Here is a 12,065-nt window from a genome sequence, read left to right on the forward strand (position 1 = left end):
AGGGCAGGCCGGTTACTTTTTGAAGGAAAACACATTTGATCCATTTCACCAAGATGCACGGTTTAGGCAATGACTTTATGGTGGTCGATGGCGTGACGCAGAACGTCTATTTCTCGCCCGAGCAGATAAAGCGCTTAGCGGATCGCAACTTCGGCATCGGTTTCGATCAGCTCCTGTTGGTGGAGCCGCCCTATGATCCTGATTTGGATTTTCACTATCGCATCTTTAATGCCGATGGCAGCGAAGTCGAGCAGTGTGGCAATGGCGCTCGCTGTTTCGCGCGCTTCGTTAAGAGCAAGGGCTTGATCAATAAGCAGAAGATCAAGGTCAGTACCTCTTCTGGCAAGATGACCTTGCGCCTTGAACGTGACGGCAGCGTCACGGTCAACATGGGAATCCCTGTGCTGGAGCCGAGTCGCATCCCATTCAATGCCAAGAAGGCGGAGAAGACCTACCTACTGCAGGCCGATATGCCTGAGGGCATGCAGACCTTCCTCTGCGGCGCCGTGTCTATGGGTAATCCTCACTGTGTGCTGGAGGTCGACGATGTGGCCAACGCTGATGTCGAGCGGATAGGTTCACTGCTCACCAAGCATGAACGTTTCCCCAAGGGGGTGAACGTAGGTTTCATGCAGGTGGTCGATGCAAACCATATTAAACTTAGAGTGTATGAACGCGGCGCGGCCGAAACCTTGGCCTGTGGCAGCGGCGCCTGTGCGGCCGTGGCCGTGGGCCAACTGCAAGGCAAGCTCGCCAGACGCGTGCGAGTCGACCTTCCCGGTGGTAGCTTAACCATCAACTGGGAAGGCGAGGGTAAGCCCCTATGGATGACGGGGCCTGCTGAACATGTATACGATGGACAGATACAGCAATGAATGATGCGATGAACAAAAAAGCCGAGTTGCCCTTCGATGAAGTCTTGATCCGCGAGTATCTGCTCGACAATCCCGACTTTTTCGCCCGCTATCCCGAGCTGCTGTTGGCGATGCGGATCCCCCATGAGCAGCGTGGCGCAGTATCCTTGGTGGAGCGTCGTCAGGAGATGCTGAGATCCAGGGTGACTCAGCTGGAGGAGGAGATCACCTCTTTGCTGGCCATGGCCTCGCGTAACGAACAGATCTATATGTTCAATACCGCCTTGTCGCTCAAGCTATTGCAGGCTGAGGATCTCGGTGACCTGAGGCAGATACTGTCGAGCGAGTTGCAGAAGCAATTTCAGTTTACCCATGTCCGTTTGATCACTGTCCATGATATCGACAGCGAACTGTCGAACATCTGGAGCGAACGCCTGAAGCAGGGTTACTACTTCGGCCGTCTCACCCAGAACGAATCTAAGCGTCTGTTTGGCTGCGAGGTGGGCTCGGTGGCGCTGTCCCGCCTGTCACAGCAGTGTGGCCAGGTGATCTTTGCTATCGCCAGCCAAGACCCTATGCATTTCCATCCTGAAATGGATAACCTCTTGCTGGATCAGCTCAAACAGTTACTCGACCACCTGCTGCCTAAGCTGTGAGGCCGTGATGTCTGACGACTGGGTGCAGGAATTTGTCTCATATCTGGTCAGTGAGCGGCAGCTCTCTCCCCACACGGTCAGAAACTATCGCTTCGAGCTCGAGCGGGTCGGCGAACTCCTCCCCGAGAATTTTATCTGGGCAGAGGTCAGCGACGAACAGCTGCAAGCCGTGCTCAATAAGCTGCACCGCAAGGGGCTGGGGCCTCGCTCCATCGCCCTGACGCTGTCGGCCCTCAAGCAGTTTTGTCATTATCTGCTGCAAGAGGGCTATATCAAAAAAGATCCCTGCCTGAACCTCAGCGCCCCCAAACAGCAAAAGCCCCTGCCTAAGAATATGGATCTCGATTCCGTGACCCATCTTCTGTCTATCGAGGGGGACGATGCGCTGGCGTTGCGGGATAAGGCGATCATGGAGCTGTTCTACTCTTCTGGCTTGCGTCTGGCCGAGCTGGCGGCCCTGGATACCCGAGATATCGCCAGCGGCGAGCATCAGGTCAAGGTCATGGGTAAGGGCAGCAAGGAGCGTATCGTACCCATTGGCCGCATGGCACTGAGTGCCATCGACGACTGGCTCAAGGTGCGCTCGCTTTTGCCCTGTGAAGACGACGCCCTGTTTGTCACCGCCAAGGGCAAACGCCTCGCCCACAGGAGCATACAGGCCAGGCTAAACAAGTGGGGTCAGCTGCAGGGGCTAAATGCCCGGGTGCATCCCCATAAGCTGCGCCACTCCTTTGCAACCCATATGCTGGAATCTAGCGCGGATCTCAGGGCGGTGCAGGAACTGCTGGGGCATGCCAACCTGTCGACGACTCAGGTCTACACCAGCCTGGACTTCCAACACCTAGCCAAGGTCTACGACGGCGCCCATCCCAGGGCGAAGAAGCGGGGTGGTAATGGTTAGTGTGGCGATAGGTCTGCGACCCTTTAAGGCGATCAGCTTCGATCTGGACGATACCCTGTATGATAACCGGCCTATCATCATGGCGGCTGAGCAGCGCCTGCTAAGCTTTCTGGCACAAAGGCATCCACTGACCCAAGCTTGGAGCCTGGATGATTGGCAGGTATTGAAGCGCAGTTTGATAAGACAATCCCCAAGCCTGGCCCACGACACCTCGGCGGCGCGCCTGGTTACTCTGGAGCAGGGGCTGATAACCCTAGGTTACGCTAAGACGCAGGCGGGCGAGGCGGCGCAGCAGGCCCTGGCCTACTTTGTCGAGCAGCGCTCCGACTTTACCGTCGCGCCCGAGGTGATCGCCAAGCTCACTCGTCTGGCACGGCACTATCCCTTGATTGGCATCACCAACGGCAATGTCGATGCTCAGCGGATTGGGCTGGGTGAGGTGCTGGAGTTCGTCCTGCATCCCGGCAATGGCACTCGCATGAAGCCCTATCCCGATATGTTCTATCAGGCCTGTCAACGGCTGGATATCGGCTGTCATGAGCTCTTGCACCTTGGTGACAGCTTTAAGGCCGACGTTCAGGGGGCTCGCCGCGCGGGTTGCCAGGCTGCCTGGCTGAATCCGGCGGTTGGAAGGGAACCACAGCTAATTTCTGAGGGGCAACTACCCCATATGACCTGCAGCGATCTTGACGATCTGCTGGCCCTTATCGACTAAGCTTGTCAGTCACTTATTTGCACTTTTCGGCTAACCATCACAGTCAGTTAACCTTCTTTCCTCTATTGTCGGTGCTCATATTTCAAGGATAGAGAGGACTTATGCGTACAAGGTTACTTCCCCTGTTGCTGCTGGCGTGGACTACGCCCGTATTCGCCCATGGGATCACCCATGGTGCGGGCTTCATGACCGGCTTTAATCATCCGGTGCTCGGTTTCGATCACCTGCTGGCCATGCTGAGTGTGGGCCTGTTGAGCACCCAGTTGGGTGGGCGGGCGATCTGGACGGTACCGCTCGCCTTCATGGCCTTCATGTTGGTCGGTGGCATCCTTGGCCTCTATGGCGTGGCTTTACCTTGGGTTGAGCTGGGGATCGCCCTGTCGGTGTTGCTGCTTGGTCTGGCCATCGCCTTGGGTAGGCACATTCCGCTGCTGCTCGCCATGGGGTTTGTGGGGCTGTTTGCCATCTTTCACGGCCACGCCCACGGCGCCGAGATGCCGGCCTTAGCCAGCCCGGTGCTCTATGCGCTTGGCTTCCTCACGGGAACCGCTGTGATCCATCTGCTAGGCGTGGCGCTCGGCATCATAATGCAGCAGCTGAGCCATAAGCTGCCGCTGCTGCGTCTCAGTGGCGGCGTGATCGCCTTGGTCGGTGGTTATCTGATTGTCGGCGCCTAGGCCGCCGATTGGATAGGGGCGCCGATTGCTGCGCCCCTTCTCTTGCTAAGTGATAGATAACTAAGCTTTAAATAGCTAATTGTTGAATGGCTATGTTTTAAAAAGCTATGTTTTAAATCGCCAGGGTCTTAGGGAAGAGGATGTTGTTCTCGATATGTATGTGTTGCTGCAGATCGGCAACAAATTCTTTCAGGGTGGCATAGCAGATACGCCAGGTGGTGCAGGCGTGGGGCGGCGGCGTGAAGTCGTTGGTGAGGGCTCTCAGGCGCTCGACAATCTCGCTGGCCTCATCGTGCTCATGCTCCATGGCATTGATGGGGTTGCCTATGTGACCGAAACAGCCACTCACCTGTTCGCCCGCAGCCATGGCGCGGATGGCGGGGAAGAGGATCTGCTCCTCCTTCATCAGGTGGGGCATGAGATCTTCTATCAGGGCACGAACCCAGCCGGCAAAGGGCTTTATCTCGTCATAATGCTCACCGTGGGCGCGCACCATCTTCTGGCTATATTCGATAAGCAGTGGCGCCTTCTCACGCACATAGTCGTGGTGAGTCGCCTCGATATAGTCGATCAGCTCGCTTAAGGGTAACTGATTCAGGCTATCCTCTTGCATCCCTTCGGCCTTCACGGCCTGGAGCGCCGCCTCTACCTCCACCAGGGCGATGCCCGCCCGATCACAGGCCTTTACCAGGGTGCGCTTGCCGCCGCAGCAGAAATCGATACCAAATTGGCTGAAGACGTGGGCGCGTCGAAAGTCGCCGGCCACTAGGCTGCCAACTGTCTCTTCGGCAAATTCTGAGGCCAATGGGGAGTGTGTAGATAAAGACATGGTGACTCCAATTCAAAAGCTGTATTTTATAAGTGTGTTTAGATGGTAGAGAGGTTACCGGGTAAATTCAACGTAAACTTGAGTGTTTTACTCGGGATTGTTGGTTTAGTTGAGGCAGATCATGATTTACACGTTAAGCCGTGGGCCTAAGGTGAGGGATTGATTGCAGAGTTGTGTGGCTGAGAGGGGAATGAAGCGGCTTAAAGCAAAACGGGCCCACCATCGCTGGCGAGCCCGTTCAATACAGCTGACTAAGAAAGTCTTAGTTCATGCCATACTTCTTTAATTTCTTACGCAGAGTACCACGGTTGATGCCTAGCATGTTGGCCGCGCGAGTCTGGTTACCACGAGTGTGTTGCATGATGATATCTAGTAGAGGTGCTTCAACTTCACATAACACCATTTCATAAACTTCTTCGGCTTCCTGGCCGTCCATTTGAGCGAAAAAGTTAGTTACTGCGCGCTTCACTGCGTCACGAAGTAACTGAGGCTTGATAGTGCCGTTAGCGGTTTCGATTTTGCCTACGGTAAGCTGATGAGCTTCTGGTTGAGTTGTCTGATCAAACATTCGTATTCTGCTCTTTATTAATTCTTTACTAATTCATCAAAATAACGCTCCAACATGGAACGTTGTTCTTCAACAGTTTCCAGCCGATTGAAGTCGGCTCTGAAAGATCTCTGCGCTTCTTGGTCCAGATACCATCCAACATGCTTTCTGGCGATACGTAACCCTTTGTATTCGCCATATAATGCATATAAATTCTTGAGGTGTTCCAGCATCACTTGACGCTTTTCGTCCACTTCAATGGGCGCTAGCTTATTACCTGTTTCCAAGTAATGTTGGATCTCTCTGAATAGCCAAGGTCGTCCTTGAGCGCCTCTTCCTATCATCACGGCATCTGCGCCCGTATAGTCCAGCACGGAACGTGCCTTCTCCGGGGTGCAGATATCGCCATTTGCGACAACTGGAATAGAGACATTCTGTTTAATCGCACGAATCGTGTCGTACTCGGCGTCGCCTTTGTACATGCATTGTCGCGTACGGCCATGGACCGCGAGCGAGGCAATGCCACAATCTTGCGCAATTTGGGCTATGTGAACCCCATTTCGGTGTTCGGGTGCCCATCCGGTGCGAATCTTCAGGGTGACAGGTACATCCACAGCGGCAACGACAGCCTGTAAAATCGCTTTTACCAGCTCTGGTTGCTGCAGTAGTGCCGAACCTGCCAACTTCTTATTCACTTTTTTTGCAGGACACCCCATGTTGATATCGATGATCTGTGCGCCCTGTTGTACGTTGACAAGGGCGGCATGGGCCATCATATCGGGGTCGGCACCTGCAATTTGTACTGAGCGAATCCCATCTTCACCAGCGTGTGCCATGCGCTGTCGGCTCTTGTCCGTGTCCCAGACCTCGGGATTGGACGAAAGCATCTCTGATACAGCCAGGGCGGCGCCGTAGCGTAAACAGAGATTTCGGAAGGGTTGGTCGGTGACTCCTGCCATAGGAGCCACGATCAGCTGATTCTTCAGTTGATAGGGTCCAATCTGCATTAATCATCACACCTTGCGCTTCAAAGGGGCGCTATAGTACGCCTTTTTCAAGCCTGTGAAAAGGTCAATAAATGACCTGAGAGCAACTTTTTTGCTTGACTTTTGCGAGGTGAGAAGTCTGTGGCGGCCTTGCGGCCGCTGGCTTTTACCCCTATTTGCGTCTGCCTGTCAAGCGGCTCCAATCCTCTTTGTGAACTGGTGCGTCCATGTCAAACCACTGGGCATAATGCTGGCTGATCTCGTCGGCCTGTTCCTTTAACAGGCCTGAGAGTGCCAGCAGGCCACCGGGCTGTACTTTCTCGGCGATGAGCGGTGCCAGTTCGCGCAGCGGGCCGGCAAGAATGTTGGCCACCAGAACCTCTGCCTTAAGATCGGCAGGCTGGTCTTCTGGCAGATACAGGTCGAGCTTGTCGGCCACCTGGTTGCGCTCGGCATTGGCCTTAGAGGCATCGATCGCCTGGTAGTCGATGTCTATACCTGTGACCTTGGCGGCGCCCAGCTTGAGCGCTGCGACCGCGAGAATGCCTGAGCCGCAGCCAAAATCGATCGCTTCTTTACCTTGTAAGTCCAGGCCGTCTAACCACTCCAGGCACAGGGCGGTAGTAGGGTGGGTGCCGGTGCCGAATGCCAGGCCGGGATCCAGCATGACGTTGACCGCTTCTGGGTCGGGCACTTCGCGCCAGCTTGGGCAGATCCATAGGCGACGACCAAATTGGATCGGGTGGAAGTTGTCCATCCACTCTCTTTCCCAGTCCTTGTCTTCGACCTGTTCTATCTTATGGCTAAAGTCGGCGCCTAAATAAGGTTGCAGCTTGAGCATCTCCACTACGGGCGCCAGATCATAATCGGCCTCGAACAGGGCGGTGATCACTGTGTGGCTCCACAGCGGGGTCTCACCCAGGTTAGGCTCGTAGATTGGGGTGTCTTTACCATCTTCATAGGTGATCGACAGGGAACCCAGCTCCATCAGCATGTCGCTGAGCTGCTCGGCGTGTTGGTTATCTGTGTCTATCTTTAACTGGATCCAGGCCATGGGATCTTCTCTCTAAGGTCAATAATGGCCCTATTGTAAACCAAGCCTAAGGCAAAGGCCGAGGAATCTGTTCCGAAACTGAGATTTGGGGGATTTAGCATCTAAATTCAATCGGTTATTTTGACTTGTTTGTGGTTGATTGTGTTGTTTGAAATAAGTATTTAAATTACTGATTACTATTGGTTAATTGGTTTTACCTTTGTTTCGTTGTGGGCGGATTGTTTGTGATCGACGTCAAATGTTCCACCTTAGCAGGGTGAGGTGTCTCACGCTTTTCAGCTGTCCGTATAGGCAGCTAAAAACTTGTTGGTATGGTGTAGATCCCGACACTAGGCGCAGAAAGATCATGAAGGTTAACAGCTTGCAGTACCAACACACACATTACGCTGCTTTGGGCAGTCCCTGGTCCGCCAAGGCTGACAGAATACAGAGTGCCACCGGCATCTTATTGGGATGTTTTTTGCTGGCGCATCTGCACTTCGAGTCGAGCATTCTCTTCGGTAAAGAGACCTTCTATCACGTGGTGCAGTTCCTCGAAGGCGGCATGTTCAGCAGCACAGGCCATGGCATGCCGATAGTGACCAAGGTGTTCTCTATCTTTATCATGCTGGTTGTGATGCTGCATGCGGCGGTGGCGCTGCGTCGCTTCCCGGCCCAGCTGGGGCAATGGCGCGCGCTGCGTAATCACATGCAGGGGATCAAGCATAAAGACAGCCACGCCTGGTTCTGGCAGCTGGTGACAGGCTTCATCCTGTTCTTCCTGGCGCCGGTGCACATCTTTACCATGATCACCAACCCGGAGATCGGCCCCCATCTGTCGGCCGAGCGTGTCTATCATGCCAACGCCTGGTTGCTCTACGCCCTGTTGCTGCCCGCTGTGGTGGTGCACGCCATGATAGGCCTCTACCGCGTCGCGGTGAAGTGGGGGCTTATCCGTCACCGTAAGGGGCTGAGAAAGGCGATCAAGGTGTTGATCATCTATCTGATGACCCTGGGCATCTTGAGCCTCATCTCTTACATCATGATAGGCCGATCACTCGTCTTGCCAATTACGCCATTTGTGCCATAACTGTGTAGGCGCGGGGTAGATTAGCAAATTATAAAATATCGGATTGTGTTTTGATCTATCTCACGGTTTCAGTTGGGTTTGTGAGCGACATTAAGGCTAGCTGTTCTTAAATCTGTTTGTCTCCCACTTTTCACAGGAGTGCCTATGTCGCTGGCGAAGAAAAATAATAATGTAAGCGGTTGGCTCGACATGAGCCAGAGTGTCTCTGGCGTCATCTTGGCCTTGTTCCTCTGGACACATCTGGTGTTGGTCTCCTCCATCCTGTTGGGGGCCGATGCCATGACATTTGTGGCGCGAACCATGGAGCTGAGCTTCCTCAGCGCCGATGGTCATGGTTATCCCTGGGTGGTGTCGGGCATCGCCATCCTAGTGGCGCTACTGGCGCTGATCCATGTATTGGTTGCCGTGCATAAGATGCCGCTGAATCTGCAACAGCAGCGGGCACTGCGCCAGCAGATGAGCGTGATCCACCATGATGATACCAAGCTGTGGGTGTGGCAGGCGATCACTGGCGTGGGGATCTTCCTGTTGCTGCCCGTGCATCTTTGGTTGATCGGCAGCGCGCCGGAAACCATAGGCCCTGTGGGTAGCGCCGACCGTATCTGGAACCAAGGGGTCTGGATGGTCTATCTGCCCTTGCTTCTGTGTGTCGAGTTACATGCCGCCATCGGCATCTATCGCGTGGCCATCAAGTGGGGCGCCAAGCGCGCCATCGACGCCCGCGCCCGAATTAAAAAAATAAAAACCATAGTGAGTGTGGTGTTTGTGGTGATAGGTCTGGCCTCTCTGCTTGCCTTCCTGCCCTACGCCAGCTAACCCATTAGACGCTAATTTGATCTCTTATCCCTCGTAAGGAGCAAGTGTGAAACTGATATATACCGATTCTTTAGTCGTGGGCGCCGGACTGGCGGGACTAAGGGTCGCCATCGCCTCGAAGGAACGCGGCCTGGATACCCTGGTGCTGTCACTGATCCCCGCCAAGCGTTCCCATTCGGCAGCTGCCCAGGGCGGCATGCAGGCCAGTTTGGGCAATACCGTCAAAGGCATGGGAGACGATGAAGACGTACATTTCCAAGATACGGTAAAGGGATCGGACTGGGGCTGTGATCAGGAAGTGGCACGTATGTTTGCTCATTGTGCCCCCAAGGCGGTGCGTGAACTGGCAAACTGGGGCGTGCCTTGGACGCGGGTCACCAAGGGGCCGCGTCAGGTGGTGGTAAACGCCGAGAAGGTCACCATCGAAGAGGCCGAGGAGGCCCATGGCCTGATCAACGCACGCGACTTCGGCGGCACCAAGAAGTGGCGTACCTGCTATACCGCTGATGGTACCGGCCACTCGCTACTCTACGCCGTGGACAATAAGGCGATCTCTCTCGATATTCCGGTACATGAAAGGGTGGAGGCGCTGGCGCTGATCCACGATGGCAAGCGTTGCCATGGGGTGGTGGCCAGATGCCTGATCACCGGTGAGCTGCGTGCCTATGTGGCCAAGTCCACCACGATCGCCACCGGCGGCTATGGCCGTATCTATGAGGTCTCCACCAATGCGATCATCTGCGAGGGAATAGGCCAGGCGTTGGCGCTGGAAACCGGCGTGGCGACCCTGGGTAACATGGAGGCGGTGCAGTTCCACCCGACGGCGATTGTGCCCGTGGGGATTCTGACTACCGAAGGTTGCCGCGGTGACGGTGGCCTGCTCAGAGACAAAGATGGCCACCGTTTCATGCCCGATTATGAGCCGGAGAAGAAGGAGCTGGCCTCGCGCGACGTAGTATCGCGCCGCATGACTGAACATATGCGCAAGGGTAAGGGGGTTGACAGCCCCTATGGGCCGCACCTATGGCTCGATATCACCCTGCTCGGTCGCAAGCATGTGGAGACCAACCTGCGTGAGGTGAAGGAGATCTGTGAGAACTTCCTCGGCATAGATCCCGCGGAAGATTGGATCCCTGTGCGTCCGACCCAGCACTACTCCATGGGCGGTATACGTACCGATGCCAAGGGGCAGAGTCCACAGCTAAAAGGGCTGTTCAGTGTGGGTGAGGCGGCCTGTTGGGACATGCATGGCTTTAACCGCCTGGGGGGCAACTCGCTGGCGGAAACCGTGGTGGGTGGCATGATCATCGGCAAGTATGTGGCCGACTTCTGTGAAGAGAACACCCTGGAGATAGACACCTCGCTGGCCGAACGCTTCGTGGCTCAGGTGCGCGATGAGATAGATGGCTTGGTCGAGGGGCAGGGCAGTGAGTCTGCCTATGAGCTTAAGCGCGAGATGCAGCGCATCATGATGGACTATGTGGGCATCTTCCGTAATGGCCCTGAGCTGAGCAAGGCGGTCGAGGAGCTAGAGGCTCTGCTGATCCGCTCGCGTAACTTGGGCCTTAAGTGCAAGAAGCGCCATGCTAACCCAGAGCTGGTAGAGGCGCTGAGAGTCAAGCGTATGCTTAAGGTGGCGTTAACGGTTGCCTGCGGCGCCGAGGCGCGCACCGAGAGTCGCGGCGCCCACGCCCGTGAAGATTATCCACAGCGTAACGATAAAGAGTGGCTCAACCGCACGCTCTCCTCCTGGCCGAGCGTGGATGCCACCCGTCCTCAGTTGGACTACGAACAGCTGGATGTGATGAAGATGGAGCTGCCACCTGGCTATCGCGGCTATGGTATCAACAACGCGATTGCGCATCCGGACACAGAGAAGCGTGAGAAACAGATCGTCGAGATCTTGAGTAACCTGGGCGAAGATGCCGATCGCCATGAGCGCCAACACGCGCTGATGCCGTTCGAGGTGCCAGAATCCCTTAGAGAGAAGAATGAGCGTTTGCATGATAAGCCGCTCGGAAACAGACAGCAGCTTGGAGAAGAAAGCAAATGAGTCAGGGTCGTACACTAACCTTTAATATCTTCCGTTATGATCCTCAGATGCCGGACGATAAGCCCAAGATGGTCAAGTATCAGCTGGAAGAGGCGCCGGGCATGACGGTGTTTATTGCGCTGAACATGCTGCGTGAGCAGCAGGATCCGTCACTGCAGTTCGATTTCGTCTGCCGCGCCGGGATCTGCGGTAGCTGCGCCATGGTGATCAACGGTTATCCCACCTTGGCCTGTCGCACCCTGACCAGCAAGTATCCTAAGGGGGATATCACCCTGATGCCGCTGCCGGGTTTCGAGCTGATTGGCGACCTGTCGGTCAACACGGGTAAGTTTATGCGCGAGCTGGCGGAGCGTCTCAAGCTGTGGCTGCATCCGAGAAACGATGAGGCGGACATTCACCGCATCGAGGCGCCCATGGATCCCGAGGAGGCGGCCAAGCTCTATGAGCTGGAGCGCTGCGTCGAATGTGGCGTGTGTGTCTCGGCCTGTGCCACCAAGCAGATGCGCGACACCTTCGTCGGCGCCGTGGGCATGATGAAGATCGCTCGCTTCGAGCTCGACAGTCGCGATGCCCGTAGCGTGGAAGACTTCTATCACGTGATAGGCAATCAAGATGGGGTGTTCGGTTGCATGACCCTGCTGGGCTGTCAGGACAACTGTCCTAAAGACCTGCCGCATATGCAGCAGATCGCCTATCTCAGACGTAAGATGGCGACCGCTTTGGTATAAGCCTATAACGCTTAGTCGATTGCACCATCCTTCACAAGAAGCCTGCCCGAGCAGGCTTTTTTATTGGCACCAAATCCACCACTTGGCTTACTTTTATCAAAAATATTTTGATAAAAGTAAGGTTTTTAGCCAGTCTATGCTTAATAGAAATTCACTCAAAGAGAGTGCCGAACGCGGCGG

At 55.1% G+C, this 12,065-nt stretch carries 13 protein-coding genes; 9 read left to right on the forward strand and 4 right to left on the reverse strand.

Annotated features, from left to right (window positions below):
* The first annotated feature begins 35 nt into the window (after nt 1-35).
* The 5 genes from dapF (at nt 36) to SHEW_RS01700 (ending at nt 3,803) form a co-directional block, all read left to right on the forward strand.
* On the forward strand, nt 36-875 hold the full coding sequence (gene dapF, locus SHEW_RS01680; protein ID WP_011864129.1) for a diaminopimelate epimerase: 840 nt from the start codon (nt 36-38) through the stop codon (nt 873-875).
* A complete protein-coding gene (locus SHEW_RS01685) occupies nt 872-1,510 on the forward strand; it encodes a DUF484 family protein (RefSeq protein WP_041406294.1) in 639 nt (212 codons plus the stop codon). The genes dapF and SHEW_RS01685 overlap by 4 nt, the downstream gene beginning before the upstream one ends.
* Before the next feature lie 7 nt (nt 1,511-1,517).
* Nucleotides 1,518-2,411, forward strand: a complete 894-nt coding sequence (gene xerC, locus SHEW_RS01690; RefSeq protein ID WP_011864131.1) for a tyrosine recombinase XerC — start codon at nt 1,518-1,520, stop codon at nt 2,409-2,411.
* Nucleotides 2,404-3,126 carry an HAD-IA family hydrolase gene (locus SHEW_RS01695; protein ID WP_011864132.1) on the forward strand — a complete coding sequence of 241 codons (723 nt, stop codon included), beginning with the start codon at nt 2,404-2,406 and terminating at the stop codon, nt 3,124-3,126. Before xerC ends, SHEW_RS01695 begins: the two co-directional genes overlap by 8 nt.
* Nucleotides 3,127-3,227: 101 nt before the next feature.
* A complete protein-coding gene (locus SHEW_RS01700) occupies nt 3,228-3,803 on the forward strand; it encodes a HupE/UreJ family protein (protein WP_011864133.1) in 576 nt (191 codons plus the stop codon).
* Nucleotides 3,804-3,915: 112 nt separating this feature from the next.
* On the opposite strand, the gene ric is transcribed toward SHEW_RS01700, so the two are convergent.
* The 4 genes from ric to prmA form a co-directional block, all read right to left on the reverse strand.
* Nucleotides 3,916-4,632, reverse strand: coding sequence for an iron-sulfur cluster repair di-iron protein (gene ric / locus SHEW_RS01705; protein ID WP_011864134.1), 717 nt, complete (start codon nt 4,630-4,632; stop codon nt 3,916-3,918).
* Between the two features lie 262 nt (nt 4,633-4,894).
* A complete protein-coding gene (gene fis, locus SHEW_RS01710; RefSeq protein ID WP_011864135.1) occupies nt 4,895-5,200 on the reverse strand; it encodes a DNA-binding transcriptional regulator Fis in 306 nt (101 codons plus the stop codon).
* 17 nt (nt 5,201-5,217) lie between these two features.
* On the reverse strand, nt 5,218-6,186 hold the full coding sequence (dusB, locus tag SHEW_RS01715; RefSeq protein ID WP_011864136.1) for a tRNA dihydrouridine synthase DusB: 969 nt from the start codon (nt 6,184-6,186) through the stop codon (nt 5,218-5,220).
* A 151-nt stretch (nt 6,187-6,337) separates the two neighbouring features.
* Nucleotides 6,338-7,219, reverse strand: a complete 882-nt coding sequence (gene prmA / locus SHEW_RS01720) for a 50S ribosomal protein L11 methyltransferase (RefSeq protein WP_011864137.1) — start codon at nt 7,217-7,219, stop codon at nt 6,338-6,340.
* A gap of 346 nt (nt 7,220-7,565) precedes the next feature.
* Between prmA and SHEW_RS01725 the strand changes: the two genes are divergently transcribed.
* The 4 genes from SHEW_RS01725 (at nt 7,566) to SHEW_RS01740 (ending at nt 11,885) form a co-directional block, all read left to right on the forward strand.
* Entirely contained in the window at nt 7,566-8,288 is a 723-nt protein-coding gene (locus SHEW_RS01725) for a fumarate reductase cytochrome b subunit (RefSeq protein ID WP_011864138.1), read from the forward strand.
* Between the two features lie 144 nt (nt 8,289-8,432).
* Entirely contained in the window at nt 8,433-9,104 is a 672-nt protein-coding gene (locus SHEW_RS01730; protein ID WP_011864139.1) for a fumarate reductase cytochrome b subunit, read from the forward strand.
* 46 nt (nt 9,105-9,150) lie between these two features.
* Nucleotides 9,151-11,157, forward strand: a complete 2,007-nt coding sequence (locus SHEW_RS01735) for a fumarate reductase flavoprotein subunit (protein WP_011864140.1) — start codon at nt 9,151-9,153, stop codon at nt 11,155-11,157.
* The gene (locus SHEW_RS01740) at nt 11,154-11,885 is read left to right on the forward strand and encodes a fumarate reductase iron-sulfur subunit (protein WP_011864141.1); all 732 of its coding nucleotides are present in this window, start codon (nt 11,154-11,156) and stop codon (nt 11,883-11,885) included. The genes SHEW_RS01735 and SHEW_RS01740 overlap by 4 nt, the downstream gene beginning before the upstream one ends.
* Nucleotides 11,886-12,065: the final 180 nt, after the last annotated feature.

Origin of the sequence: Shewanella loihica PV-4 (assembly GCF_000016065.1) — a bacterium.
Classification (GTDB): domain Bacteria; phylum Pseudomonadota; class Gammaproteobacteria; order Enterobacterales; family Shewanellaceae; genus Shewanella; species Shewanella loihica.